Below are 25,697 nucleotides of genomic sequence, written 5' to 3'. Positions count from 1 at the left end.
CACGGGCCGGGTGCCGGTAGGCCGGTCGTGGGTCGGGGGCCAGGGTGCTCTCAGCCGTCGTCGCTACACTGGCTTGTCGTGATCAAGCTGGAGAACGTCACGATGAAGTACAAGGCTTCCAGCCGACCGGCCCTGTCGGACCTGAGTCTCGAGGTGGACAAGGGGGAATTCGCGTTCCTCATCGGCCCTTCGGGTTCGGGTAAATCGACCTTCTTCCGGGTGTTGCTCAAGGAGGACAAGCCCACGTCGGGCGAGGTCTACGTGGGCGACTTCCACGTCAACACCCTCAAGGGCCGGTTGGTGCCGAAGCTGCGGCAGTCGATCGGCTGTGTGTTCCAGGACTTCCGTCTGCTGCAGCAGAAGTCGGTGGCCGACAACGTCGCGTTCGCGCTGGAGGTGATCGGGAAACCGCCGGCGGTGACCCGCAAGATCGTCCCGGAGGTGCTCGACTACGTGGGGCTGTCGGGTAAATCCGACCGCATGCCCTACGAACTCTCCGGTGGCGAGATGCAGCGCGTGGCGATCGCGCGCGCGATCGCCAACCGGCCGCTGGTGCTGCTCGCCGACGAACCCACCGGCAACCTCGACCCGGAGACAAGCGAGGAGATCGTCGACGTCCTCGACCGCGTCAACCGTCGCGGCACCACCGTGGTGATGGCCACCCACGACCGCCACATCGTCGACGCGATGCGCCGCCGCGTGCTCGAGTTCGACAACGGCCGCCTCGTCCGCAACGATCCGCAGGGCGTCTACGGCATCGGCTGAGACGGTCGAGCCCACACCCTTCGATTTCCCCGAATTCGGTTAGGACAGCACCCACTACATGCGAGCGAACTTCATCCTCAGTGAGGTCCTCAACGGTTTCCGTCGCAACGTGACCATGACCATCGCGATGATCCTCACCACGGCGATCACGCTGGGCATGTTCGGCGGTGGTCTGTTGGTGATCCAGATGGCCAACAAGAGTCAGAAGATCTTCCTCGACCGGGTCGAGATGCAGTTCTATATGAACGACGCCGTCGCCGACGCCGACCCCAACTGTCAGAAGGCGCCCTGCTCGGTGCTGCGCACCGAGATCGAGAACGAACCGGGCGTCTCGTCGGTCACCTTCATCACCCGCCAGGAGGCCTACGAGCAGGCCAAACAGATCTTCAAGGACAACCCGGACATCGCCGACAACATCCAGGAGAACACCATCCCGGCGTCGCTGAAGGTCCGGATGTCCGACCCCGACCGCTTCGGCGCGGTGCTCGACGAGTTCAAGGACCGTAAGGACATGGGCGTCGACGGCGCGCTGGATCAACGCGAGCTGGTCAAACGTATCTTCAGTGTCCTCGACGGCGCCCGCAACGCGGCATTCGCCATCTCGATCGTCCTGGCCATCGCCGCGATCCTGCTCATCGTGAACACGGTGCAGATCGCTGCGTACACACGGCGCACCGAGGTGTCGATCATGCGTCTGGTCGGCGCCACCCGCTGGTATACGCAGCTGCCGTTCCTGCTCGAGGCCGTCATCGCGGCGCTGATCGGTGCGTTCCTCGCGATCGGCGGTCTGTTCATGGCGAAGGTGTTCTTCTTCGACAACGCCCTGCGCGATCTGTACGGTGTGAACATCCTTGCCCGCATCAGCGTTTCCGATGTGTTGTTCGTGTCACCGTGGCTGATCATCGCGGGAATTCTGTTGTCGGGCATCACGTCGTATGTCACGCTGCGGGTGTACGTGCGCGAATAGTGGCCCGGCGGTAGCCGAGTGAGAATCGACGAGCGCAGCGAGGAGGCTCGGAGCGAGAGCTGGCCGACGGGCAGAAGGAGAGGTGTGAGATGGCGAAAGAGAAGGGCCGCACGGTGATTGCGACCAACCGCAAGGCGCGGCACAACTACACCATCCTCGACACCTACGAGGCCGGCATCGCGCTGATGGGCACCGAGGTGAAGAGCCTGCGTGGGGGCAAGGCGTCGCTCGCCGATGCGTTCGCGACCGTCGACGACGGGGAGATCTGGCTGCGGGCAGTGCACATCCCGGAGTACGGCAGTGGGTCGTGGACCAACCATGCGCCGCGACGCAACCGGAAACTGTTGATGCACAGACGCGAGATCGACAACCTGATCGGCAAGATCCGTGACGGCAACCTCACCCTCGTGCCGCTGTCGATGTACTTCAGCGACGGCCGCGTCAAGGTCGAACTCGCCCTCGCCCGTGGCAAGCAGGCGCACGACAAGCGGCAGGATCTGGCCAAGCGCACCGCACGACGCGAGGTCGAACGCGAGATCGGCCGGCGCGTCAAGGGCATGTGAGCGGGTGCGGCGCATCGTCGTGCTGCTGATCCTGGCCGGAATCCTGGCCGGTTGCACCCCGGCGAAGCCGGCACGGATCGGCGGCGACGGGCCGGCGATCGAGGGTTTGCCGTCGACGCCGCCGCTGGGCTGGAACAGCTGGAACACCTTCGGCTGCGGGATCACCGAACAGCAGATCCGGGCCCAGGCCGACGCGATGGTCTCCTCGGGATTGCGCGACGCCGGCTACCGCTATGTCGTCGTCGACGACTGCTGGGCCGCGCCCGCCCGCGACGACCGGGGGCGATTGCAGGCGGACCCGCGGCGATTTCCGTCGGGGATGGCGGCATTGGGGTCGTATCTGCATGAGCGGGGGCTGAGGTTCGGGATCTACTCGGGCGCGAGCGAGCGCACCTGCACCCAGTTCCTCAACACCTATCCCGGCGCCACCGGCAGTCGCGGCCACGAATCCGTCGATGCCAAGACGTTCGCCGGGTGGGGCGTGGACTACCTCAAATACGATTGGTGCTCAGCCGATTCCGACCACGAACATCAGGTCGCGGCATTCACCGCGATGCGCGATGCGCTTCGCACGACGAAGCGGCCCATCGTCTACAGCATCAACCCCAACAGCGGCGTCAGTGGATCGGTCCCCGGTCAGGAATACGACTGGGGTGGTGTCGCGACGATGACGCGGGTGACCAACGACGGCGTGGCCGCGTGGTCGACGGGTGCAGGGCCGTCGGGGTCGCAGGGGATCACCGAGATCATCGACGCCGTCGGACCGCTGGCCTCGCGGGTGGCACCCGGCAGTTTCAACGACCCCGACATGCTCGTCGTCGGAGTGACCGGCACCCCGCCTCTGACCGTCGCGCAGCAGCGGACACAGATGTCGATGTGGGCGATGATGGCCGCGCCGCTCATCGCGGGAAACGATCTCACGGCGATGTCGCCGGAGACACGGGAACTGCTGGGCAATCGCTCGGTCCTCGCCATCGACCAGGACGAGCGGGTCAGTGCCGGTGCGCCGGTCGACGGCGATGCCGAGATCTGGTCACGGCCGATCGGGGACAAGGGTCTGGCGGTGTCGTTGACGAACCGATCGGGTCATCCGCGCACGATGTCGGTGTCGCTGGCCGCCCTCGGGCTGGCTGGGGACACCGTCGCCGGTGTGGACGCGTGGACCGGTCGTCGATACCAGGCCGCCGATGGCGAGCTCACCGTGCAGGTTGCCACCGACGACACGGTGGTGTTGGAGATCGTCTGAACGTCTCGCCCGCACGCACCGCCGCGCCGGCGGCTCAGCGGGTCGCCCGCAGCAACACGACCGCCAGGCCGACGATCCAGACCGACGGCCCGTAGAAGCTGACCCGTTCGATCACGCCGATCCACGGCGTCACACCGCCCTCGCCGATCTTCGGGGCCTGGGTGCCGGCGATGGCGCCGGCCAGGAGGATGGCCGCGGCGATCACACCGGAGAACACCCGGAATCCCGGGCCGCCCGCGCCCGATCCGGCGACGATGAACGCGACGATCGTGACCACCTGCACGACCGCGAACACGATGTGCATCACGTCGGTCGAGGCCATCTCGCTGCCGCGTTGCTGCATCGGGAAGAACGACCACACGAATCCGTTGACCGCGAACACGATCAGCAACACAGCGGTGACCCGCAACGCGGTCCGGTGCCCGGCGGCCCTCCACACACCCACGGCGAACGCACAGATGAGTGCCTCGAAGATCCAGCCGGTGACCAGCAGCAGGTCCCGGGTCGGTGCGCCGATCGCGCTCAGTTCGCTGACCGTCTGGTCGCGATAGCTGTAACCCGAGTACCGGGTGGCCGCGACGACGTCGGACACGATCTGGACCGCGGCGGCGGCAACACCGCAGGCGAGCAACGCGGTTTCGGCCCGCGTGCGCACCGTCGGGGTGTCCGTCACGAGCCCGCCAGTCATCTCGTTGCCCTTCCCGCGATCGCCCATGATCATGATCGACCCGGAGACCGCCCACCGCCAGGGTCGTTCGACCTTCCGGACAGGGGACGGGGATGATTTTGTCGCCGACCGTTGTTAGGATGTAGTGCTTGCTGAAATCCAGCGGGCACCACCTCGGGGCTGATCGGATTCGACTACGTGCGTCGAGGTAGGGGAAGCGTGTCGGTGCAGGCTAGAGACCACCGTTAAGCGTCGCAGCAACCAATTAAGCGCCGATAAGAATCAGCGCGACTACGCCCTCGCTGCCTGATCAGCGACGGCTAGTCTGTCGGTCCGGATGTGCTCCCAATCCGGTCACCGGCATCATCTTCGGGAGCTCACCGTCTCCGCCGGTCGCGGGTGGGGACGGGACAACCAACAGCGACTGGGATCGTCATCTCGGCTTGTTCGCGTGACCGAGAGATCCGAGTAGAGGCATAGCGAACTGCACACGGAGAAGCCCTACTGACACGACGGAGGACCCGGGTTCAATTCCCGGCAGCTCCACGCGAGGCGCCCCACCTGTTAGCGCAGGTGGGGCGTTTTCATCGGTTGTTCTCGGTGCGTCAGTAGCTTGCCCGTCCGCCGCTGATGTCATAGACGGCGCCGGTGGAGAAACTGACCGCCTCCGAGCAGAGCCACGCGACCAGCTCGGCGACCTCGTCGGCCCGGCCCATCCGGCCCATGGGGGTCAGCTGCTGCGAGCGGGCGAGGATCGCCGGATCGGTGGTGGCGTTCATCGGGGTCGAGACCGCTGCCGGTGCAACGGCATTCGCCAGCACCCCGGTGGTCGCGAGTTCCTTGCCCAGCGACTTGGTCAGCGCGATCACCGCGGCCTTCGACGCCGAGTAGGCGCTCTGTGTCGGGTTGCCATCCTTGGCCGCGATCGACGCCATGTTCACGATGCGCCCCCACCCTCGGGAGACCATGCCGGGCACGAACTCGCGGCACGTCAGGAACGTGCCGTCGACATTGATCCGGAACGTCCGCTGCCAGTCGTCGAGCGACACCTCGGTCAGCGACGCGGACGGTCCGACGACGCCGGCGCTGTTGACCAGGATGTCGACGGAGCCGATCCGCTCCCGGAGTGCGACCACGGTCTCCGGGTCGGTGACGTCGACATACTCGTCGCCGCCCGCGAGGTCGGCGGTGATCACCGTCACGCCGGCCTTGTCGAGCACGGTCGCGCAGGCGGCACCGATGCCACTCGCGCCGCCGGTGATCAGTGCGGTGGCGTTACGTGGGTAGGTGGCCGGCATGACGGGACTCCTCGAGGTGTTGAGATCGATTCGCACAGTGATTAAGTGCGATTTCAGCGTAATTACTGATACTTTGTGTGTGTTCGTGACTGTATGTGGAATGGTGTCGATGCGCCAGACCCGGCCGAGAAGGTGACGCATGGAGATCCGGTGGTTGCAGGCCTTCGTCACCGTCGCCGAGGAGTTGCACTTCGGCCGGGCCGCGGACCGGCTCCACATGGCGCAGTCGCCGCTGAGTCAGACCATCCGCAAGCTCGAGAAGGATGTCGGTGTCCCGCTGTTTGAACGCAACACCCGCAGCGTCGCGCTGACCGCTGCCGGTCACGCCCTGTTGCCGCACGCCTACCGCGTGCTCGACGGTGTCGACACCGCCCGGCACGCGATCCGCGCGTCGGAGGGCGGCGTCTACGGTCACCTGCGGATCGGCTTCACCGGCGTGCTCAATCACCAGGCGCTGCCGCCGCTGACCCGGGCCCTCCGCCAGCGGTATCCGGACATCGAACTCACGCTCGTCGGCCGCACGATGACCCGCGAGGCGGTGCTGCAGATCGACAGCGGTGCCATGGACCTCGCGTTCGTCGGCCTGCCCGTCGACACGTCACTCGTGAACGCGCGGCTGATCCGCCGGGAGCCCTACGGTGCCGTCCTGCCCGGGGACCATCCGCTGGCCGGGCGTGCGCGCGTCGACCTGCGCGAGCTCGCCGACGACGACTTCATCTCGACGCCGTCGAATGCCGGCTCGTCATTGCAGGAGATCGCCTTCCAGGCCTGCGTCGACGCCGGTTTCCGGCCGCGGGTGGTCCAGGAGATCACCGACCCCTACATGATGCTGATGCTGGTCGCGGCCGGTGTCGGGGTCGCCCTGATGCCCGAGACGATGGCGGGCCTGACCCCGCCCGGCGCGGTGCTCGTGCAGCTCAGCGGCGAGCCGGTCTTCATGAATCACGCCATCGCGTGGCCGAAGGGGGAGCCGAGCGCGGCACTGGCGGTGGCCCTTGACGTTGCCGAGGACGTCCTGCCGACCCCGATCTAGATGCAAATGGTCTTTATCTAAGACGGATTACGTGTTGGACCTTTCATAGTTGTCCGTGTCACTCTGAATCTCGTCAGATCAGAGTGTGAAGCCGATCACTGGTCTTATCTCGGCCAGTCGGCATCACAGGACTCACCTCCTGGTGAGGCGAAAGGACCTTTCATGACCTCCAGCACCGCACCGACCGAGGTGGGCTCGACCGCGAACGCGCGTCGCGCCGCCATCTCGGGTTTCGTCGGCAGCACCCTCGAGTACTACGACTTCTTCATCTACGGGTCGGCGGCCGCGCTGATCTTCCCGAAGGTCTTCTTCTCCGGCAGCACCGCGACGCTGCTGTCCATCGCGACCCTCGGTGTCGCCTACGTCGCCCGCCCACTGGGCGCGGTGATGTGGGGCCACCTCGGCGACCGGTACGGACGCAAGAACACCCTCATCGCCTGCCTGATGACCATGGGCATCTCCACCGTGCTGGTCGGCTGCCTGCCCACCTACGCCATGATCGGTGCCGCCGCGCCGATCATCCTCGTCGGCCTGCGACTCGTGCAGGGAATCTCGGCGGGTGGTGAGTCCCCCGGGTCCTCGGCGCTGACGCTCGAGCACGCACCGGAACACCGTCGCGCATTCTTCACGTCGTTCACCATGAGCGGCATCATGTTCGGCATCGTGATCTCCAGCTGTGTCTTCGTTCCCGTTGCCGCACTGCCTGATTCGGCTCTCTACAGCTGGGGCTGGCGCATCCCGTTCCTGCTGTCCATCGTCGTGATGGGTGTCGGACTCTGGCTGCGGCGCAAGCTCGAAGAGCCCGAGGTGTTCGAGGAGATCATGGAGCACGACGAGACCGCCGGCGTTCCGTTGGTGGCGATGGTGCGCTCGCACTGGCGCACCGTGATCCGGGTCAGCCTGAGTGCGACCTTCGCCATGATCAACACCATCGTCAACGTGTTCGCCCTCGCGTACGCCGTCGAGGTGGCGGGTGTGCACAAGTCCACGATGCTGTGGGCCATCGCCGCCGCGAACTTCGTCGCCGTCATCACCCAGCCGCTCTACGGCATGCTCGCCGACCGGATCGGCCGCAAGCCGGTGTTCGTCTTCGGTGCGATCGGTGCCGGCGCGATGATCTTCGCGTTCTTCCACGCCATCGGCACCGGCAACGTCCCGCTGATCTTCTTCACCGGAATCGTGCTCATCGGCCTGTTCTACGCGATGCCCAACGGCGTCTACCCGGCCTACTTCCCGGAGCAGTTCCCGGCCAAGGTGCGCTACACCGGCATGGCCGTCAGCCTGATGCTCGGTCTGCTGGCCGCCGGCTTCACTCCCGCCATCGCGCAAGCCCTGACCGACGGTGACACCGCCAACTGGACCCCGGTCGCGGTGATGTGCCTGGTCTTTGCCCTGATCTCGGCGCTTGCCGCCCTGACCGGACCGGAGACCTACCGGACACCGACCGCCGACCTCGGTAAGAAGCACCTCGGCACCAAGCGCAGCCGCAAGAACGCCGAGACCAACTCGCAGGTGAGCGCGTTCATCGAGCGCGTGTCCTGAGCCGGCTGTCCGTCGAGCACCCCCAACCATCTCTTCGAGGAGTCATCGTGAGCACGTCACCGAAGCTGCGGATCGGCCTCATCGGCGCCGACATCGCCACCTCGATGTCGCCGGCACTGCACACCGCCGAGGCCGACGCACTCGGCATCGCCGACTACCGCTACGAGCTCATCGACCTGCCGGCCGACGCCGACCCACAGGCCGCGATGCGCACCGCGGTCGCCGACGGCTTCACCGGATTCAACGTGACCCACCCGTTCAAACAGGTGATCATGGGGGCGCTCGACGGACTCAGCGACTCCGCACGCATCCTCGGCGCGGTCAACACGATCGTCGTGTGTGACGGAAAGCTGTTCGGCCACAACACCGATCACACCGGGTTCGGTACCGCACTGGCCACCGGCCTGCCGGGCGCGGTTCTCGATCGCGTCCTGCTCGTCGGGGCGGGCGGCGCCGGATCGGCGGTCGCCTTCGCCCTGGCCCACGCCGGTGTCGGCCACCTGACCATCGGCGACGTCGATCCCGCCCGCGCCGCGGATCTTGCTGTGCGGGTGGCCGAATCGGTGCCGACGACGGTGGCCACGGGGCGCGGCGTGGACGACCTGTCCGGCGTCATCGCCGATGCCGACGGTGTCGTCAACGCGACGCCGATCGGCATGGTCGGTCACCCCGGGACACCGATCCCGACCACGGCACTGCGCCCCGAACTCTGGGTCGCCGACATCATCTACCGGCCGCTGCGCACCGAATTGATCTCGGCCGCAGAGCGATCCGGTTGCCGGGTGCTCGACGGCGGGCAGATGCTGGTCGCGCAGGCGGCCGCCTCGTTCGATCTGTTCACCGGCCGCCACGCCGATCTCGGGCGGATGCGCGCCCATCTCGCGGACCTGCTGGCGCATCGCGTCGCCGCCTGAACCCCGCCATCTCGCCACGCCATCGCTCCACACCCTTCTCGCCACGCCATCACTCCACACCCATCTCGCCACCCAGTCACGGTCCAGCCCGAAAGGACATCATGCTCACGCCTGCGTTCGCCCAACCGCTCATGCTGGGAAACGTGCAGTTGCGCAACCGATTCGTCTCGGCCCCCATGGAACGCAACTACTGCGACGCCGATGGGATCCTGACCGACCACTACGTCGACTATCTCGAACGCCGTGCCGCCGGCGGCGCCGCCCTCGTGTTCACCGAGGCCAGCTACGTCCGCGCCGACGGCAAGGGCCGCATCCGGCAGATGGGGATCGACGACGACGCGCAGATCCCACAGCTCACCACGCTCGCACGGGCGATCCACCGGCACGGGTCACTGCTCGGCGTCGAACTCAACCACGGTGGACGCACCGCGCAGGGTGCGGTGAGCGGATTCACGCCCGTCGCACCGAGTCCCATCCCGTGCGAGGTCGTCGGCGGTGAGATGCCCACCGAACTCGACGACGACGACATCGAACACATCATCTCCTGCTTCGGTGACGCCGCCACCCGATGCGCGGCAGCCGGCGTCGACGTCCTCTCGCTGCACGGCGGACACGGCTATCTCATCCACCAATTCCTCTCGCCCGCATACAACAAGCGCACCGACGAATGGGCCGACCCGGTCCGCTTCGTCAACGCGGTCATCGACGACATCCGCACCAAGGCGCCGGATCTCGCTCTGGGCCTGCGGTTCTCGGCCTTCGAAGGCGTCGACGGCGGACTCGACGCGGCCACGACGCGGCAACGCATCGACGCCATCGACACCGACCGGCTCGACTTCCTGGACGTCTCGGCCGGCAACTACGAAGCCGGACAATGGATCATCCAGCCAGGGGAGTGGGATCGCGGACTGCTCGCACCGTATGCCGAACCGTATCGCCGCGACCTGGACCTCCCGATCGGCGTCGCCGGACGCATCTCCACCCCGGAGATCGCCGACGAGATCATCGCCTCGGGCCGTGCGGATTTCGTGAGTCTGGCCCGGACCCTGCACGCCGACCCGGACTTCCCACGGCGAGCCATCGCCGGCGAACGCTACCGGCCGTGCATCGCCTGCAACTACTGCATCGACAGCCTCGCCGCCGGCGCCGTGCCGTGTTCGGTCAACCCGTGGGTGGGTCGGGAGGCCGAACAGCCGTCGACGCCGGCGGAGAACATGATTCGAGTCGCGGTGGTGGGCGCCGGGCCCGGCGGGCTCGCCGTCGCACGTGAACTCGCCGTCGGCGGCCACACCGTGGAGATCTTCGACCGGCGTGAGTACCCGGGTGGGGACTTCGCGCTCGCCGCCGAACTGCACGAATACCCGGAGTACCGGCGCATCCTCGACTGGTACATCGCCGAACTCGCAGATCTCGACGTCCCGCTCCACCTCGGCGCCGACGTCACCGCCGACACGCTGCGCGGGCGCGGACACGACGCGATCGTGCTCGCCACCGGTGGGCGCGGGCCGGCGGTCGAACTGTCCGGCGCCGACACCCGTACGGTGCGGGACATCCGGGACTTCCTGCGCGACAAGTCCACACCACCGGCGGGCATCACCATCTTCGGCGCCGACCGGGAGGCCGCCGCGGTGGCCGACGACCTGGTGGTCAAGGGCACCCGCGTGGTGATGATCGCGCCCCAGGCGCAGATCGCGCAGGACGTGGGCCGGCGTGCCAAGATCGTCATGCTGCCGCGACTTTCCGCCAGCGTGGCGCTCACCGCTCACCTGTCGGCGACCGTCACCCGGGTGGCCGCCGACCGGGTCGAGATCCGCGACGACGCCGGCACCCGCTGGATCGACGCACCCGGCGAACTGCTGATCTCGCACGGCATCGAACCCGACACGCGGCTGCTCGCCGACATGCGTTCCCTCGCACCACGACTCGGCGTACACACCGTCGGCGATGCCAGCGGAGACGGCGGTTCCATCCAGGCGGCCGCCCTCACCGCGACGCATGTCGCCGAGGAGATCACCCAAGCCGCCACCCGGTCTGCTGTCGCCGCCAGCGCCTGAAACCACTTCGAAGGAGACACCTTTCATGCTGCGCATCGGAATCGTCGGCTGCGGCAAGATCGCCCGCAATCACGTCCACGCCTTCGGCGCCCTCGACGACGTGGACGTCGTCGCCTGCTGTGACACCGATCCCGCCCGTGCCCGAGACTTCGCCGACGCCAACGGGATCGAGCACGCATGTGCGTCGACCACCGAGATGTTCGCGCTCGATCTCGATGCGGTCACCGTCTGCACCCCGCATCCCACCCACGAGGCGGTCGTCGTCGAAGCGGCCGCACAGGGTCTGCATGTGTTGTGCGAGAAGCCGATCGCCGTCGACCCCGATGCCGCGGACCGGATGATCGCGGCCACCGAGCAGGCCGGCGTCACCTTCGGCGTCATGTTCCAGCGACGTCTCTGGCCGGCCGCGCAGCGGATCAAGGACGCGATCGCCGACGGCACCCTCGGCCGGCCGGTGCTCGGCGAGGTGTCGGTGCTGCTGCACCGACCGTCGAGCTACTACTCGGCCGACGCCTGGCGGGGCAGCTGGCAGACCGACGGCGGCGGTGTACTGATGACCCAGGCCATCCACCAGATCGATCTGCTGCAGTGGTTCCTGGGGCAACCCGTCTCGGTGACCGGCCACATTCGCACCCACTTCCACGGTGAGCACATCGAGACCGAGGACTCCGCATCCGCGGTGATCGCATTCTCCTCGGGTGCCACCGCCACCGTCACCGCGACCACCGGCGCCAATCACAACCTCGGCAACCGGGTCACCGTCATCGACGAGACCGGCGCGATCGCGAGTGTCCTCGAATTCCCCGAGGGCGCAGAAGGAGTCAACGAACTCTGGACGGTGCCCGGCGAGGTGTCGCTGGGGACACCGTATTCGGTGGACGTCGATGCCCGGCCCGACATCGCCGACATCAACGCCGGACTCGTCGACTTCCACACGCAGCAGGTGCAGGATTTCGCCGACGCCATCCGCACCGGCCGCGAACCGGTCGTCACCGGCCGCGACGCCCGCACCTCGCTGGTCATCGTCGCCGCCATCTACGAATCATCCCGCACCGGACGCCCCGTGGACGTCAGCTCCCTGAGCCCGTCGACCGGCGCCGCGCTTGAAGGAGCATCCGCATGACCACCGACACCCTCACCTACGACGTCGTCGTCATCGGCTCCGGCGCCGGCGGACTGTCGGCCGCCGTGACCGCCGCCCGCGGCGGGGCGTCGGTCCTCGTCGTCGAGAAGGCCGACACCTGTGGTGGTGCCACCGCGTGGTCCGGCGGTTGGATGTGGGCGCCGCGCAACCTCTTCGCCCTCGCCGACGGCGTCGTCGAGGACCGCAGCGAACCGCGCCGCTATCTGGAGAACCGTCTCGGCGAGAACTTCGACGCCGCCAAGGTCGATGCGCTGATCGACGGCGCACCGGAGATGGTCGAGTTCTTCGAGAACCACACCGCACTGCAGTTCGTGCCCGGCGCGGCCATCGCCGACATCCACGGCGACACCCCGGGCGCCGGCACCGGACACCGGTCGGTTGCGCCGAAACCCGTGAGTCTGCGCACACTCGGTCCCGACGTCGCCCGCCTGCTGCGACGCCAACTCTACGAAACCTCGTTCCTGGGCATGGGTATCATGGCCGGCCCGGACCTGCAGGCCTTCCTGCACAGCACCCGATCGGCGAAGGCGTTTCGCCACTGCGCCGTTCGTGTGTCCAAGCACATGGTCGACCTCGCGACGAAGCGCCGCGGCCAGCAACTCGTCAACGGCACCGCGCTCGTCGGCCGTCTGCTGCGCTCCGCGCTCGACGAGGGCGTGAAGATCCAGACCGGCACGGCCGCAACCGCACTCGTCACCGACTCGGGCGGTCGGGTGACCGGCGTCCGGCTGCAGGGGCCGGACAACGCCTACACGGTGGGCGCCCGCGCCGGAGTCGTCCTGGCCACCGGTGGCTTCACCCACGACCTCGACCGGCGCCGCGAACTCTTCCCGCGCCACCCCGGTGAGACCGAACACTGGACGCTCACCCCGCCGACCACCACCGGCGACGGCATCACCCTCGGCGAGTCGGTCGGCGGACGACTCGACACCGGCGTGGCGTCGCCGGTCGCCTATTGCCCGGTGTCCCTGGTGCACTACCGCAACGGCAGGACCGGCGTGTTCCCGCACATCCTCGACCGCGGAAAGCCCGGGGTCATCGGGGTTTTGGCGGACGGCCGGCGATTCGTCAACGAGGCGTTGGGGTATCACGACTACACCCTCGCCATGGTCGACAAGGTGCCCGACGGGCACGAGGTGTGCTCCTGGCTGATCGCCGATGCGCGCTATCTCCGCTATCTGCCGCTGGGCATGAGCAAACCGTTCCCGATCCCCACCTGGCCCTATCTGAGATCCGGCTACCTGAGCCGGGGCGCCACCCTGCGCGAGTTGGCCGCGGCCATCGGCGTCGACCCCGACGGTCTGGAGAAGACGGTCGCCGCGTTCAACGAAGGTGCCCGCGACGGCACCGACCCCGAATACGGTCGTGGGACAACACCGTTCACCAAGGGCTCCGGCGATCCCGACAACCCGTGGCCCAATCCCTCACTGGCCCCGATCGAACACGGACCCTTCTACGCGGTCAAGGTGGTGCCCGGCAGCTTCGGCACCTTCGCCGGGCTCGTCACCGACGCCGAATCCCGGGTGCTCGACGCCGCGGACCGGCCCATCGCGGGCCTGACCGCCGTCGGCGTGGATCAGTCCAGCGTCATGGGCGGGCACTATCCGTCCGGCGGCATCAACCTCGGGCCCGCGATGACCTTCGGTCACCTCGCCGGCCGTCGACTCGCACAGGAGGCGAAAGAACTGTGACCGCAACACGATTGGGACTTGCCGCACTCACCGTCCTGGACACCGCGCCGATGGCGCAGGTCGCCCTGGCCGAACGGCACGGCTTCGACACCATCGGCATCCGGCTGCTGCCCGCCGCTCCCGGAACCACCGCCTACCCGGTGCATCGGGACCCGACGGCGCTGACCGAGCTGCGGCACCGCCTCGACGACTCGTCGGTGGACCTGTTCGACATCGAGATCATCCGGCTCGGAGCCGACTTCGAGGTCGCCGACTACGAAGCCGTCCTCGCGGCCGGAGCCGAACTCGGCGCGAAAGCGGTCCTCGTCGGCGGTGACGATCACGATCGGGTCCGGCTCGCCGACTCGTATGCGCAGCTCGCGCAGGCATGTGCCGCCTACGGACTCGTCGCCAGCCTCGAGTTCATGCCGTGGACGGCGGTGCCCGACGCCCGTGCCGCGGTTGAGATCGTCGCGGCGGCAGACGGTCCCGGACGCAGTGTGCTGATCGATGCGTTGCACGTGGACCGGTCCGCGACCACCCTCGACGACCTCGCCGCCATCCCGCGCGACTGGCTGCACTACGCGCAGCTCTGCGACGGGCGGATGCCGCGCCCGACCGACGACGCGGAGATGATCCGGCAGGCCCGGGAAGAGCGGCTGCCGGCCGGCGAGGGCGGCATCGATCTCGCCGGTATCTGGGCGACGCTGCCCGCCGGACTGCCGGTCAGCATCGAACTGCCCAACGAACCGCGCCGACGTGCCGTCGGCACCGAGGCCTGGCTCGACCATCTCGTCGCGACCGCCGCGGACCTGGTCGCGATGGAGGCGGTCAGCGGGACCTGACCCGACGAATCCCGCTGTCGGCCAGGGTGTTGCCGACGAAATCCAGCACCGACGACTGCCACAGGCCGATGTGATCGAGCATCGCGTGGTTGCCGTCCGGGACGGGAACGAACACGGCGTCGACGCCGCGACCCGCGAGTTCGACGATGCCCTTCGCGGTGCGCGGCGCCAGCGTTCGTTCGTCGGCGGTGCCGTGCATGGCCACGACCCGAACACCGGGATGGATGAACCGCCAGTCGGCGTACTGCCACCACGGTGCCAGGGCCAGCAGCCCGACGACCCGCGGATCGTCGGCGAGTTGTGCCCCGACACGACCACCCATCGAATGTCCGATCGCCACCACCGGCACCCCGGGATACTCCCGCGTGAGGTCGTCGAGCGCTTTGCGGGCATACGGCATCGGACTGGCCTGTCCGCCATTCCAGCCGTACACCCGGTAGCGGACCTGCCGTACCCGAACCCGGCGGCGGTAGCGGGCCCGGATCGACCAGGTGAACGGATACATCCGCAACGCCGCGGGCTGGGTCGGGCGGAAACGTGCATAACTGCGGTCGGTGCCGCCCGGCAGCACCAGGACGAGGAGCTCGGGCTCGGCCGGTTCACGTCTGCGCACAAGGCTCACGGTAACTGTTCGTTCGTAGTGCCCCATCGGATCGGGGTTGCGGTGGCAGAATTGCGCCCATGGCACATCCACGAGCTGGAACACCCGCGCTTCCCGAGGATCTGATCGATGTGGCCGCCGTCGAGCAGGCCTACTACGACAAGGTGCCCGACCCGGAGGACCCGATGCAGCAGGTGCTGTTCGGGACATCCGGCCATCGAGGTTCGAGCCTGGACACCGCCTTCAACGAGGCCCACATCCTGGCGACGACCCAGGCCATCGCCGAATACCGGATGAGCGTCGGCATCACCGGGCCGTTGTTCATCGGCTTCGACACCCACCTGCTGTCCATCCCCGCGTGGCGCAGCGCGCTCGAGGTGCTCGTCGCCAACGAGGTCACCACCTACATCGCCGAGAACGAAAAGTTCACTCCCACACCGGCAGTCAGTCACGCCATCCTGAAGTTCAACCGGGAGAATTCGGGCGTCCTCGCCGACGGCATCGTCGTGACGCCGTCGCACAACCCGCCACGCGACGGCGGCTTCAAATACAACCCGCCCAACGGCGGTCCCGCCGACACGTCGATCACCGGGTCGATCCAGCGGCGGGCGAACGAACTACTCGCCAACAAACTCGACGGTGTCAAACGCATCCCGTTCGAGCAGGCCCGCCGCAGCGAGTACATCCACGACTACCCGTACACCGCCATCTACGTCGACCACCTGAAGGACGTCATCGACATGACCGCCATCAGGGAGGCCGGGGTGCACATCGGCGCCGACCCGCTCGGCGGCGCGTCGGTGGGGTACTGGGCGGAGATCGGCGACCGGTACAACCTGCCGAACCTGACCGTGGTCAACCCGACCGTCGACCCGACCTTCCGATTCATGACGCTCGACACCGACGGCAAGGTTCGCATGGACTGCTCGTCACCCAACGCGATGGCGTCGCTCATCTCCGCGCGCGACAAGTACGACATCGCCACTGGCAATGACGCCGACTCCGATCGCCACGGCATCGTCACGCCGGACGGCGGACTGATGAACCCGAACCACTATCTGGCCGTGGCCATCGAGTACCTGTTCACCCACCGCTCCGGGTGGAGCCCGGAGGCCGCCGTCGGCAAGACGCTGGTGTCGTCGTCGCTGATCGACCGGGTGGTCGCCGGTATGGGACGGCGCCTCTACGAGGTGCCGGTCGGATTCAAGTGGTTCGTCGACGGACTGCTCGACGGCAGCATCGCGTTCGGCGGTGAGGAGAGCGCCGGCGCGTCGTTCCTGACCTTCGACGCCAAGCCGTGGACCACCGACAAGGACGGCATCATCCTGGCCCTGCTGGCCTCGGAGATCCTGGCCAAGACCGGCGAGTCGCCGTCGCAGCGGTATCGGACGCTGGCCGACAAGTACGGCGAGAGCGCGTATGCGCGTGTCGACGCGCCGGCCACCCGGGCGCAGAAGGCGCTGCTCGGCAAGCTGTCGGCCGATCAGGTCAGGGCCACCGAACTCGCCGGTGAACCGATCACCGCGATCCTCACCGAGGCGCCCGGGAACGGGGCGCCGATCGGCGGTCTGAAGGTGACCACCGAGAACGCATGGTTCGCGGCACGGCCGTCGGGGACCGAGGACGTCTACAAGATCTACGGCGAGTCGTTCAAGGGAGCCGACCACCTCCGCGAGGTGCAGTCGGAGGCGCAGGAGTTGGTGGACTCGGTCCTGGTCTAGTGCGCTCGCTAGTCTGTTTCTCGTGCCGAGCAACACGTCGAAGTATCAGCCACGAGCCACCTCGAGCCGCGCCACCTACATCCTCGCAGGTGCGGCCGTTCTGATCATCGCCGCGCTGGTGATCGGCGGGGTGGTGTGGAACAGCCAGCGCGACAAGGGAACCGTGGACGAGGCGGTGCTCAACGACAACGCGGCACTGATCATCGGCGCGGCGTCGGCACCGCAGACCATCGATGTCTTCGAGGACTTCATGTGCCCCTACTGCCGTGAGTTCGAGCAGCAGTCGGGGGCGGCGATGAGCAAGGCCGTCGACGACGGCAAGCTGCGGGTGCGCTATCACATGCTGACGTTCCTGAACAAGATGTCCGCATCGGGCGACTATTCGTCGCGGGCGGCCGGTGCCGCGCAGTGCGTCGGCGAAGCGGAGAGCAAGGACATATTCCTCAAGTTCCACGCGGCGCTCTTCGAGAACCAGCCCAAGGAGAACGGCGACAGCGATCTGAGCAACGCCGAGATGGCCACGATCGCCGCCCAGCAGGGTGCCTCTGCGGCGACACAGAAATGCATCACCGACGGGTCGATGGTCGAACAGGCCAACGTCGCGGCGGCGCAATCGCAGAATCAGCTGTCCAAGGCGCTCGGCGGCCAGGCGTCGACGCCGACCGTGCTGTCCGCGGGCGAGCCGGTGCCCGACATCATGAACGGCACCGCCTGGCTCGACAAGCTGTTGTCGGACAAGAACTGACGGCAGCGTGCGGACGCGCAAAGCACATCTGCGGCCGCTCGGCCCGATGGTTGTGGCGAGCGTGATCCTGCTCGGGGTGAGCGGCTGCGGCGGTGAGCAGGGCAGCGGCGGGACGGGTCTGCCCGGCGCGGGTCAGGTGTCCTCGGCCACGGGTGCACCGACGAGACCGCCATCCGGGGCCGCGGATGGTCTTCCGCTGGTCCCGGTCGAACTCACCGTCGCCACCGGTGCATCCCCGGGCAGGGCCGCCGGCCGCTCGCTCAACGTGCCGAACGGCTGGCGCGCCGAGGTGTGGGCCGACGTACCGGGGGCCCGGCTGGCGGCCTGGGCACCCGACGGACGGCTGATCGTCTCGACCGGACGGCGGGGTGTCCTGGCCGTGCTGACCCCCACCTCGGACGGTCGGGCACCGACGGTGACGACCATGCTCGACGGCCTCGACGGCCCGCAGGGTGTCGCGTTCACGAAGCGCGACGGCCGCGACGTTCTCGTCGTCGGCGAGGAAACCCGGATCGTCACATGGGACTATGCCGGTGGTGCGCTGTCGAATCGTCGGGTGCTGATCGACGGGTTGCCGTCCTCCGGCCACGGCGGCAAGGCCGTCGTCGTCCGCGACGGAGTTGTCTACTACAGCCTCGGTTCGAGCTCGAACCGCGATCCGGGGGACCGGACATCGAGTCCGCAGCGTGCCGTCGTCGCCCGCATCGGCCTCGACGCGTCCGACAACCGGGTTGTCGCGCGCGGTGTCCGCAACGGTTTCGGGCTCGCCGTCGCGCCGGACGGCACCCTGTTCGTCGCCGTCAACCAGGCCGACAACCAGCCCTACCCGTTCCGGGACGGCACCGACCGGTACGGACAGACGGTGCGCGAGTACATCAACGAGAATCCGGTCGAGCAGGTCACCCGCATCACCGACGGCGCCGACCTGGGCTGGCCCTACTGCATTCCCGACACCCGCAACAGCCCCGACAATCGTGATCTGCCGTTCGTCCCCGACCCGGTCAACAACCCCGACGGCCGGGCGTTGGACTGCGACTCGCTGCCGCGCACGATGCTCGGCCTGCCCGCGCACAGCGCGCCGCTGGGACTCGCATTCACCACCGGCACCCCGGTGGCGGCGGTGCTCGGTACCGGAGCTTTGATCACCGCTCACGGTTCCTGGAACCGGCAGCCACCCCGCCCGCCGTACGTCGCCTACAGCCGGTGGGATCCGGCCACCGAGACACTCGGCGCCGCAACCGAACTCGTCACCGGCTTCCAGAACGGTGACGGGACCCGATGGGGTCGGGCGGTGACCGCGATCCCCGGGCCCGACGGCGCCGTCTACGTCACCGACGACTCGGCGGGGCTCGTCTATCGGATCACGCCGCAGTGACGTCCTGCATCACTGCTCGGCGACGTGACCGTCCACGACGCGCCACTCCCGGTTCGTCCGCACCGTGGCCAGCATCCGCCGATCGTGCGTGACCAGCAACAGCACCCCGTCGAAGGACTCCAGCGCCGATTCGAGTTGCTCGATGGCAGGCAGGTCGAGGTGGTTGGTCGGTTCGTCGAGCACCAGGACGTTGGTTCCGCGGGCCTGCAACAGCGCCAGGGCCGCACGCGTGCGCTCACCCGGCGACAGGTCGGCGACCGGGCGTCCGACGTGGTCGGCGCGCAGACCGAACTTCGCCAACAGCGTGCGGACCTCGGCGGGCGTGAAATCGGGGACCAGGTCGCCGAATCGCTCGGCCAGCGGTCGAGTGCCCGCGAATTGCTCACGTGCCTGGTCGATTTCGCCGATGGCGACGTTGGCACCGAGTTGCGCGGTCCCGTCGTCGGGCTCGATCCGGCCGAGCAGCGCCTTGAGCAACGTCGACTTCCCGGCCCCGTTCGGGCCGGTGATGCTGATCCGGTCACCCGAGTTCACCTGCAGTGACAGCGGTCCGAGGGTGAAATCTCCCTGCCGCACAACAGCATTGTTGAGGGTCGCGACAACCGAACTAGGTCGTGGCGCGGACCCGATGGTGAACTCGAGGACCCACTCCTTGCGGGGTTCGGCGACCTCCTCGAGACGGGCGATCCGACTCTCCATCTGGCGGACCTTCTGCGCCTGCTTCTCGCTCGATTCGGTTGCCGCGCGGCGTCGGATCTTGTCATTGTCCGGCGCCTTGCGGATCGCGTTGCGCACACCCTGACTCGACCACTCGCGCTGCGTCCGGGCACGCGCCACCAGATCCGCCTTCTTCTCGGCGAACTCCTCGTACTCTTCGCGCCGGTGCCGGCGCGCCACCTCACGCTCTTCGAGATAGCTCTCGTATCCGCCGCCGAACACGGTGTTGGTGTGTTGCGCCAGATCCAGTTCGACGACGCGGGTCACGCTGCGCGCCAGGAACTCCCGGTCGTGGCTGACCAACACCACTCCGCCGCGCAGGCCGCGGATCAGGCCCTCGAGACGGCGCAGACCGTCGAGGTCGAGGTCGTTGGTCGGTTCGTCGAGCAACACGATGTCGAACCGCGAACACAGCAGCGCGGCCAGGCCGACACGGGCGGCCTGACCGCCGGACAGTCCGGTCATCAACGCCGACTCGGGCGCCACGGCCCCGGCATCGAGGCCCAGATCCGCGAGCACTCCCGGCAGCCGATCCTCGAGGTCGGCGGCACCGGTCGCCATCCAGTGGTCGAGGGCGGCGGCATAGACGTCGGCGGGGTCGTCGGCACCCGGGCGAGCAGGCGGATCGGCGAGCGCAGCGGCCGCCGCGTCCATCGCCGCGGTCGCCGCGGCGCATCCGGTGCGACGTGCGACGTACTGCCCGACGGTCTCGCCGACGATCCGTTCATGTTCCTGCGGTAACCAGCCGACGAACGCATCCGCTGGAGACCGGGTCACCGAACCGTCCAGCGGAGCGAGGTCGCCGGCGAGGATGCGGAGCAGCGTCGACTTTCCGGCACCGTTGGCGCCCACGACACCGACCACGTCGCCGGGGGCGACCGTCAGGTCGAGATGGTCGAACAGCACGCGGTGCGTGTAGCCGCCGGCGACGTCCTTGGCGACCAGAGTGGCGGTCATGGTGTCCATCGTCGCACTCGTGCGTGCACCGGCATCACCGGTAGGTCACCACGAGCGGCGCATGATCGGACAGACGTTCGCCGGGCGTCGGCTCCTTGTCCACGACGACGTCGACAGCGCGGCGGGCCAGGCCGGGTGTCGCGAGTTGGTGATCGACCCGCCAGCCCACGTCCTTGGTGAACGACTGTCCCGCCCAGCTCCACCAGGTGAGTGGACCCGGACGGTCACCGTGGACCTGTCGGACCACGTCGACGAGCCGGCGGGTGCCGAGAATCGTGCCGAACCACTCGCGGTCGGTCGGCAGGAACCCGTCCATGGTGCGCGCGGCGCGCCAGTTGGTCACGTCGTGCGGGGTGTGCGCGATGTTCAGATCACCGACGAGGAGGAAGTCGCGGCCCTCGCGCAGCGCCGCGAGGCGGTTGCGGTTCACCTCGCGGGCGAACGCCGCGAGGAACCGCTGCTTGCGTTCGTACTTCACCCCGCCGTCCGGCTGTTCCCGCATCGATCCGGGGCGTTGGAGGTGCGCAGGCAGTCCGCCCTTCGGGAGATACAGGCATGCCACCGTCACGGGGCGGTCGGCCAGGTCGACCTCGATGTATCGGCCCTGCGCGGCGAACTCGCCGAGTCCGCGTGCCCGGGGCGGGTGGCTCACCCACGTCCGCACCGCGGCGGCCGGCCCTCGTGTCAGCACGGCCACGCCGTTGCGGCCGGCCACCGACCCGATGTCGGTCGTCACCGAGTAGCCGGGGAAGACTCCCACTTCGGATGCGGGACAACGGAGTTCCTGCAGCGCGAGCACATCGGGCGAGCGCGCTGCCAGCCAGCGGTCGAAGCCGCGACGACGCGCCGCCCGGATTCCGTTCACATTGAAGGTGGCGACCGTGAAGGAATCAGCGACGGGCGGGGCCATGGGCAACACTGTGCCGGAGTCGCCGGATCGGCGTCGCATGTGGGCTCGCTTCGGTTCGGCGACGTCGGCCGATGTCGCATTCCCGAGATGAGGTGGCGACGTCGCTGAAACGACGAAACCCGCTCCGAGCAGGTCGGAACGGGTGTCGATTGTGGAGCTAAGGGGACTCGAACCCCTGACCCCCACACTGCCAGTGTGGTGCGCTACCAGCTGCGCCATAGCCCCGTATTCGGTTGTCGCTCGTTTCGAGCGCAAAGGCGAAACTACACCATGGCTGTGTGGGCAGCCAAATCCCCTGGCTGTCACCCGGCATTCACCGAGTTGCCACGCGAGTTGCGCCGCCTCGCGGGCGTCGTGTTCGGCGAGTTCCATGCCGAGGCCTGCGGAACAACCGCAGTGCTTCCCACTGACGAGCGACGTGAATCGGTAAAAGTACCGATGTCCGCTGTGAGGTTCGCGTCCATTCTTTCCGTACCCGATCGACGGGTCCACCCATTCCGACGCGGCAAGGAACACACCATGACTTCACGAACCGGATACATCTGGAACACCCTGTACGGCTGGGCCGACACCGGCAGCGGCGGTTTGTTCCCGGCCAGCGTCGACACATTGACGCAGCCGATCAGCCATCACGTGGCGCACCCCGATACCAAGCGTCGGCTGCACGAGCTGATCTCCGCATCGGGGCTGATCAAGTCGCTCACCCAACTCGAACCCGCACCGGCCGGCAAGGACGATGTGCTCCGCGTCCACGACGAGGCCCATTACGACCGGATTCTGGCCGAGAGCGCACTCCCGAAGGGTGGGGACGCGGGTGACGGGGTGTCCCCGTTCGGCCAGGGTGGGCACCACATCGCCCTCCTCGCCGCCGGTGGGGCCATCGAGGCCGTGCGCGCTGTTGCCGACGGCACCGTCGACAACGCCTACGCCCTGATCAACCCTCCCGGCCACCACGCCGAGCGCGCCACCGGGCGCGGCTTCTGCACGTTCAACAACGGTGCGATCGCCGCGGCGTATGCGCGTGAGGTCCTCGGCATGACTCGCGTCGCGATCGTCGATTGGGACGTCCACCACGGCAACGGTGCACAGGACATCTTCTGGGAGACGTCGAACGTTCTCAACATCTCGGTCCATCAGAATCGGTGTTTTCCGTCGAACTCCGGTTTCCGCGACGAGCGCGGTGCAGGCGACGGGTTCGGGTACACCCTGAACATTCCGTTGCCCCCGGGCGGCGGCAGCGGGGTCTACGAGTACGCGTTCGACACGGTGGTGCTCCCGGCGCTGCGCGCCTATCGACCCGAGTTGATCATCGTCGCGAGCGGCTTCGACGCCTCGATGATGGACCCGCTCTCGCGGATGATGTTGCGCAGCGAGGGATTCCGCGACCTGGCCCGCAAGATGCTCGACGTCGCGGCCGAAGTCGCCGACGGCAAGCTGGTGTGCCTGCAAGAGGGTGGCTACAGCCCCCACTACGTTCCGTTCTGTGGTCTCGCGGTCATCGAGGAACTCGCGGGCGTGTCAACCGGCACCTCCGACGCGCTGCACCCGATCCTGGCCGACATGGGCGGCGAAGAACTCCTGCCTCACGAGCGCGCCGCCGTCGACGCTGCCCGCGAACTTCTGTCCGACATCAGCTGACGTCGATCCTCACAGCGATGCCCCGCCTCGGTAGATGCGGGCGAGCTGCTCCACGGGCGCTGTCGCGGCGCCGGGGATGCAGATGCCGGAGGCCGTCGCCATCGCGGCGGCCTCCGTCCTGCGGCTCGCCCCCATCTTGGAGCGGATGCTCGACATGTGGGCGTGCACTGTCCGGACGCTCAGATCGAGCGCAGTGGCGATCTCGGCATCGGAGCGGCCGATGACCAGTCCACTCAACACCCGCACCTCCTGAAGCGTCAGATTCCAGAGGTCCGCGGCGGGCACCACTGACGCCGATATCTCGACGTCGGCGAACCCGCTGCGGCGCGCGAGGCTCACCCGCGACCACGTGCCCCGGTGGTGCCAGAGGTGGCGTAACCGGTCGGCCGGGCTGTTGACGAAGGACTCCAGGATGGCCCGAAACGCCGGGTCGCCGAGAAAGCTCAGCGCCCCCGAGTTCTGGGCATACCCATCATTCGGGTTCCACCGGAGATGAACGGACGACAGCTCCGGGCTCCCGAGCACATCGGGCTCGGCACGCAGCGCGAGCGCGAACAACCCCGACATCCCCTGTGCGAGCGCCCGCCGGTCGGTGGTGAAGACGCGGGGTTCACGCGACGAGAAATGCATGACGCCGAGATACTCGCCGCTGTCGAACAACTCGAGTGACATTCCGTCGCGATACCCGTCGGCGCCCAGATAGTCGCGGAACAGCACACTGTTGGTGAACCGATCGCTGACGTCGCCGCCGGCGTCGCTGATCGACAGCGGTAGTCGGTCAGCGGGGTTGAGTCGCGCCGTGAAACCGACTTCGTAGTCGCGGGGGAACACGTTCTGCAACGCCCAGGCCGCCGAGGCGCCGTAGCCCACGCACGACACGACGTGAGACCTCGGGCCGCGGGGTTGACGCAGGACGAGTGCGGCGTCGAACTTCATCTGGCTGCGCAATTGGACCAGGGCATTGGTGAGCCCGACGTTCGATGCACCATGTTCCAACGGGTACATGGAGTCAGCTTAGGTGGCGCGCGTCACGCTTGCCAACGCGGTTCTCACGATCCGGCCGCAACGCGGATCGTCCGGTTCCATGAGGTCTCGCCATCCCGACGGCGCTGATCACAGCGCCTGGCACAACGCCCCGGCGACCTCTGCGGGGTGGGCGAGGGCGGCCAGATGCCCACCGGGGATCAGCCGGGGCTCGACCCCGAGACGCTCGACACCGAGGCGCCGCTGAAAGTCGAGCGGGAAGAAACGGTCGTCGCGGCCGGTCACGACCGTCACCGGCGCCGGCCACTCGTCGAACGGTGTGCCGCACCCCATGATGAATTCGGACTGCTGCGGCTCGCCCTGGGAAAGTGCCTCGGCGACAACGTCATCGGGCACGTCGTGGAAGAAGTCGGCCATCACGTCGATGCCGTCGGGAAGAGTTCGCCCCTGTCGAGCCGCCAAGATCGCGCGGGCCTCAGCGGCGCCGCTGGTCGCGAACCAATGTCCCGGCGTCTCGTGGGGCAGCGGGATCATGGCGTTCAGCAGCACGATCCGACCGGCACCGAGCCGCTGCGCGAGCACCGGCGCGGTGAATCCGCCCAAGGACTGACCCACCACTACGAGATCGTCGTCGATGCCGACGGCGGCGAGTTGCTCGACGCACGCATCGACGTAGGCCGGGAAGTCGGCGGTGTCATCGTCGGCGGGCAACGACAGCGAGACGGCGCGATGCCCGAGACCGATCAACTCGGGCACCACCCGGTGCCAGTACCACGCGCTGCCACCGGCGCCGGGGATCAGCGCGAAGAGCGCCATGCCCTCGCCGCCACGACCGGGGTCACCGCAGCCGGAGTCACTGCAGCGGGAGTCACCGAGGTGATCAGTGGGCGGCCTCGAACGCCTCGATCACGCTCAGCGGGATGCGACCGCGCTCACTGACGTCGTGGCCGTTGTTGATCGCCCATTCGCGAATGGCCTTGGTCTGTTCCTTGCTGCGGGTGCCGTTGGTCGCGACGACACGCTTCACACCGCGCGACGACGTGACTCGCGAAACGTCCATATATTTCGCCAGGGAATCGCGGAACTGTGCGGCGTGCTTCGCCGAGGTGTCGAATTCGTAGGTCTTGCCGTCGAGTGACCAACGCACGGTTTCGTAATCGTCGAGAACCTTGCCGTCGATGTCGTCAATGACCTGAACGATTTCCTTCTTCGCCATGGTGAACTCCTTGTTCTGTCGAGAGAATCGGTTTCCGACGGGTATGGATCACGCTTATGGGTTGCGTGGATCAACTTTTCCGGACTTTAGTCGTTGGCACATGATAGCCGGAAAATTGTGAGCAG

At 67.7% G+C, this 25,697-nt stretch carries 23 protein-coding genes, 1 tRNA gene and 1 other RNA gene; 16 read left to right on the top strand and 9 right to left on the bottom strand.

Going from position 1 to position 25,697, the window contains the following annotated elements; translation table 11 throughout:
- The first annotated feature begins 78 nt into the window (after positions 1–78).
- The 4 genes from ftsE (at position 79) to ACWDTI_RS13645 (ending at position 3,541) form a co-directional block, all read left to right on the top strand.
- Entirely contained in the window at positions 79–765 is a 687-nt protein-coding gene (gene ftsE, locus ACWDTI_RS13660) for a cell division ATP-binding protein FtsE (protein WP_449738631.1), read from the top strand.
- Between the two features lie 58 nt (positions 766–823).
- Positions 824–1,732 (top strand): permease-like cell division protein FtsX, encoded by a 909-nt coding sequence (gene ftsX, locus ACWDTI_RS13655; protein WP_449738630.1) that lies wholly within the window; start codon positions 824–826, stop codon positions 1,730–1,732.
- A gap of 89 nt (positions 1,733–1,821) precedes the next feature.
- Positions 1,822–2,295 (top strand): SsrA-binding protein SmpB, encoded by a 474-nt coding sequence (gene smpB, locus ACWDTI_RS13650; protein WP_449738629.1) that lies wholly within the window; start codon positions 1,822–1,824, stop codon positions 2,293–2,295.
- Positions 2,296–2,299: 4 nt separating this feature from the next.
- On the top strand, positions 2,300–3,541 hold the full coding sequence (locus ACWDTI_RS13645; protein ID WP_449738628.1) for a glycoside hydrolase family 27 protein: 1,242 nt from the start codon (positions 2,300–2,302) through the stop codon (positions 3,539–3,541).
- Positions 3,542–3,575: 34 nt separating this feature from the next.
- Here the strand turns inward: ACWDTI_RS13645 and ACWDTI_RS13640 are convergent, their stop codons facing one another.
- Positions 3,576–4,229, bottom strand: coding sequence for a DUF998 domain-containing protein (locus ACWDTI_RS13640; protein ID WP_449738627.1), 654 nt, complete (start codon positions 4,227–4,229; stop codon positions 3,576–3,578).
- A gap of 155 nt (positions 4,230–4,384) precedes the next feature.
- On the opposite strand from ACWDTI_RS13640, the gene ssrA reads away from it, so the two are divergent.
- Positions 4,385–4,757, top strand: a transfer-messenger RNA (tmRNA) gene (ssrA, locus tag ACWDTI_RS13635).
- Between the two features lie 56 nt (positions 4,758–4,813).
- On the opposite strand, the gene ACWDTI_RS13630 is transcribed toward ssrA, so the two are convergent.
- Positions 4,814–5,506, bottom strand: coding sequence for an SDR family NAD(P)-dependent oxidoreductase (locus ACWDTI_RS13630; protein WP_449738626.1), 693 nt, complete (start codon positions 5,504–5,506; stop codon positions 4,814–4,816).
- A 139-nt stretch (positions 5,507–5,645) separates the two neighbouring features.
- Here ACWDTI_RS13630 and ACWDTI_RS13625 point away from each other — a divergent pair, with 139 nt between their 5' ends.
- The 7 genes from ACWDTI_RS13625 (at position 5,646) to ACWDTI_RS13595 (ending at position 14,708) form a co-directional block, all read left to right on the top strand.
- The gene (locus ACWDTI_RS13625; protein ID WP_449738625.1) at positions 5,646–6,539 is read left to right on the top strand and encodes a LysR family transcriptional regulator; all 894 of its coding nucleotides are present in this window, start codon (positions 5,646–5,648) and stop codon (positions 6,537–6,539) included.
- A 162-nt stretch (positions 6,540–6,701) separates the two neighbouring features.
- Positions 6,702–8,081 (top strand): MFS transporter, encoded by a 1,380-nt coding sequence (locus tag ACWDTI_RS13620; protein WP_449738624.1) that lies wholly within the window; start codon positions 6,702–6,704, stop codon positions 8,079–8,081.
- A gap of 44 nt (positions 8,082–8,125) precedes the next feature.
- Positions 8,126–8,995, top strand: coding sequence for a shikimate dehydrogenase (locus ACWDTI_RS13615; protein ID WP_449738817.1), 870 nt, complete (start codon positions 8,126–8,128; stop codon positions 8,993–8,995).
- A gap of 101 nt (positions 8,996–9,096) precedes the next feature.
- Complete coding sequence (locus ACWDTI_RS13610) at positions 9,097–11,049, top strand: oxidoreductase (RefSeq protein WP_449738623.1); 1,953 nt, start codon at positions 9,097–9,099, stop codon at positions 11,047–11,049.
- A gap of 25 nt (positions 11,050–11,074) precedes the next feature.
- Positions 11,075–12,172: a Gfo/Idh/MocA family protein gene (locus ACWDTI_RS13605; RefSeq protein WP_449738622.1), complete on the top strand. Its 1,098-nt coding sequence runs from the start codon at positions 11,075–11,077 to the stop codon at positions 12,170–12,172.
- Positions 12,169–13,884, top strand: a complete 1,716-nt coding sequence (locus ACWDTI_RS13600; protein ID WP_449738621.1) for an FAD-dependent oxidoreductase — start codon at positions 12,169–12,171, stop codon at positions 13,882–13,884. Before ACWDTI_RS13605 ends, ACWDTI_RS13600 begins: the two co-directional genes overlap by 4 nt.
- Positions 13,885–13,934: 50 nt before the next feature.
- Positions 13,935–14,708 (top strand): sugar phosphate isomerase/epimerase family protein, encoded by a 774-nt coding sequence (locus tag ACWDTI_RS13595; RefSeq protein ID WP_449738816.1) that lies wholly within the window; start codon positions 13,935–13,937, stop codon positions 14,706–14,708.
- Here the strand turns inward: ACWDTI_RS13595 and ACWDTI_RS13590 are convergent.
- Positions 14,695–15,357: an alpha/beta fold hydrolase gene (locus ACWDTI_RS13590; RefSeq protein WP_449738815.1), complete on the bottom strand. Its 663-nt coding sequence runs from the start codon at positions 15,355–15,357 to the stop codon at positions 14,695–14,697. The two genes, ACWDTI_RS13595 and ACWDTI_RS13590, sit on opposite strands and share 14 nt — an antisense overlap.
- A 32-nt stretch (positions 15,358–15,389) precedes the next feature.
- On the opposite strand from ACWDTI_RS13590, the gene pgm reads away from it, so the two are divergent.
- The 3 genes from pgm to ACWDTI_RS13575 are packed head-to-tail and all read left to right on the top strand — an operon-like array spanning position 15,390 to position 19,150.
- On the top strand, positions 15,390–17,030 hold the full coding sequence (gene pgm / locus ACWDTI_RS13585) for a phosphoglucomutase (alpha-D-glucose-1,6-bisphosphate-dependent) (protein ID WP_449738620.1): 1,641 nt from the start codon (positions 15,390–15,392) through the stop codon (positions 17,028–17,030).
- Positions 17,031–17,052: 22 nt separating this feature from the next.
- Positions 17,053–17,775, top strand: a complete 723-nt coding sequence (locus tag ACWDTI_RS13580) for a DsbA family protein (RefSeq protein WP_449738619.1) — start codon at positions 17,053–17,055, stop codon at positions 17,773–17,775.
- A 7-nt stretch (positions 17,776–17,782) separates the two neighbouring features.
- A complete protein-coding gene (locus tag ACWDTI_RS13575; RefSeq protein WP_449738618.1) occupies positions 17,783–19,150 on the top strand; it encodes a PQQ-dependent sugar dehydrogenase in 1,368 nt (455 codons plus the stop codon).
- A 9-nt stretch (positions 19,151–19,159) separates the two neighbouring features.
- On the opposite strand, the gene ACWDTI_RS13570 is transcribed toward ACWDTI_RS13575, so the two are convergent.
- From ACWDTI_RS13570 to ACWDTI_RS13560, 3 genes are all read right to left on the bottom strand, one after another.
- Positions 19,160–20,824 carry an ABC-F family ATP-binding cassette domain-containing protein gene (locus ACWDTI_RS13570; protein ID WP_449738617.1) on the bottom strand — a complete coding sequence of 555 codons (1,665 nt, stop codon included), beginning with the start codon at positions 20,822–20,824 and terminating at the stop codon, positions 19,160–19,162.
- Positions 20,825–20,858: 34 nt separating this feature from the next.
- Positions 20,859–21,734, bottom strand: coding sequence for an exodeoxyribonuclease III (locus ACWDTI_RS13565; protein WP_449738616.1), 876 nt, complete (start codon positions 21,732–21,734; stop codon positions 20,859–20,861).
- 152 nt (positions 21,735–21,886) lie between these two features.
- A tRNA-Ala gene (locus ACWDTI_RS13560) sits at positions 21,887–21,959 on the bottom strand.
- 294 nt (positions 21,960–22,253) lie between these two features.
- On the opposite strand from ACWDTI_RS13560, the gene ACWDTI_RS13555 reads away from it, so the two are divergent.
- Entirely contained in the window at positions 22,254–23,372 is a 1,119-nt protein-coding gene (locus tag ACWDTI_RS13555) for a class II histone deacetylase (RefSeq protein ID WP_449738615.1), read from the top strand.
- Between the two features lie 9 nt (positions 23,373–23,381).
- Here ACWDTI_RS13555 and ACWDTI_RS13550 read toward each other — a convergent pair whose 3' ends face one another.
- The 3 genes from ACWDTI_RS13550 to ACWDTI_RS13540 all read right to left on the bottom strand — a co-directional run bounded on the left by ACWDTI_RS13550 (position 23,382) and on the right by ACWDTI_RS13540 (position 25,572).
- A complete protein-coding gene (locus ACWDTI_RS13550; RefSeq protein WP_449738614.1) occupies positions 23,382–24,377 on the bottom strand; it encodes a LuxR C-terminal-related transcriptional regulator in 996 nt (331 codons plus the stop codon).
- A 108-nt stretch (positions 24,378–24,485) separates the two neighbouring features.
- Positions 24,486–25,172 carry an alpha/beta fold hydrolase gene (locus ACWDTI_RS13545; protein ID WP_449738613.1) on the bottom strand — a complete coding sequence of 229 codons (687 nt, stop codon included), beginning with the start codon at positions 25,170–25,172 and terminating at the stop codon, positions 24,486–24,488.
- 64 nt (positions 25,173–25,236) lie between these two features.
- Positions 25,237–25,572: a histone-like nucleoid-structuring protein Lsr2 gene (locus ACWDTI_RS13540; protein ID WP_449738612.1), complete on the bottom strand. Its 336-nt coding sequence runs from the start codon at positions 25,570–25,572 to the stop codon at positions 25,237–25,239.
- Positions 25,573–25,697: the final 125 nt, after the last annotated feature.

The sequence above is a fragment of the Gordonia sp. NPDC003424 genome (assembly GCF_053588655.1).
This window is presented reverse-complemented; position numbering and strand designations above follow the sequence as displayed.

What these genes read in the sequence shown, in the direction of transcription:
- ftsX (WP_449738630.1), top strand. Translation starts at nt 824, where the DNA reads ATGCGAGCGAACTTCATCCTCAGTGAGGTCCTCAACGGTTTCCGTCGC.
- smpB (WP_449738629.1), top strand. Translation starts at nt 1,822, where the DNA reads ATGGCGAAAGAGAAGGGCCGCACGGTGATTGCGACCAACCGCAAGGCG.
- ACWDTI_RS13640 (WP_449738627.1), bottom strand. Translation starts at nt 4,229, where the DNA reads ATGACTGGCGGGCTCGTGACGGACACCCCGACGGTGCGCACGCGGGCC.
- ACWDTI_RS13630 (WP_449738626.1), bottom strand. Translation starts at nt 5,506, where the DNA reads ATGCCGGCCACCTACCCACGTAACGCCACCGCACTGATCACCGGCGGC.
- ACWDTI_RS13625 (WP_449738625.1), top strand. Translation starts at nt 5,646, where the DNA reads ATGGAGATCCGGTGGTTGCAGGCCTTCGTCACCGTCGCCGAGGAGTTG.
- ACWDTI_RS13620 (WP_449738624.1), top strand. Translation starts at nt 6,702, where the DNA reads ATGACCTCCAGCACCGCACCGACCGAGGTGGGCTCGACCGCGAACGCG.
- ACWDTI_RS13610 (WP_449738623.1), top strand. Translation starts at nt 9,097, where the DNA reads ATGCTCACGCCTGCGTTCGCCCAACCGCTCATGCTGGGAAACGTGCAG.
- ACWDTI_RS13605 (WP_449738622.1), top strand. Translation starts at nt 11,075, where the DNA reads ATGCTGCGCATCGGAATCGTCGGCTGCGGCAAGATCGCCCGCAATCAC.
- ACWDTI_RS13600 (WP_449738621.1), top strand. Translation starts at nt 12,169, where the DNA reads ATGACCACCGACACCCTCACCTACGACGTCGTCGTCATCGGCTCCGGC.
- ACWDTI_RS13595 (WP_449738816.1), top strand. Translation starts at nt 13,935, where the DNA reads ATGGCGCAGGTCGCCCTGGCCGAACGGCACGGCTTCGACACCATCGGC.
- ACWDTI_RS13590 (WP_449738815.1), bottom strand. Translation starts at nt 15,357, where the DNA reads ATGGGGCACTACGAACGAACAGTTACCGTGAGCCTTGTGCGCAGACGT.
- pgm (WP_449738620.1), top strand. Translation starts at nt 15,390, where the DNA reads ATGGCACATCCACGAGCTGGAACACCCGCGCTTCCCGAGGATCTGATC.
- ACWDTI_RS13570 (WP_449738617.1), bottom strand. Translation starts at nt 20,824, where the DNA reads ATGACCGCCACTCTGGTCGCCAAGGACGTCGCCGGCGGCTACACGCAC.
- ACWDTI_RS13565 (WP_449738616.1), bottom strand. Translation starts at nt 21,734, where the DNA reads ATGGCCCCGCCCGTCGCTGATTCCTTCACGGTCGCCACCTTCAATGTG.
- ACWDTI_RS13555 (WP_449738615.1), top strand. Translation starts at nt 22,254, where the DNA reads ATGACTTCACGAACCGGATACATCTGGAACACCCTGTACGGCTGGGCC.
- ACWDTI_RS13550 (WP_449738614.1), bottom strand. Translation starts at nt 24,377, where the DNA reads ATGTACCCGTTGGAACATGGTGCATCGAACGTCGGGCTCACCAATGCC.
- ACWDTI_RS13545 (WP_449738613.1), bottom strand. Translation starts at nt 25,172, where the DNA reads ATGGCGCTCTTCGCGCTGATCCCCGGCGCCGGTGGCAGCGCGTGGTAC.
- ACWDTI_RS13540 (WP_449738612.1), bottom strand. Translation starts at nt 25,572, where the DNA reads ATGGCGAAGAAGGAAATCGTTCAGGTCATTGACGACATCGACGGCAAG.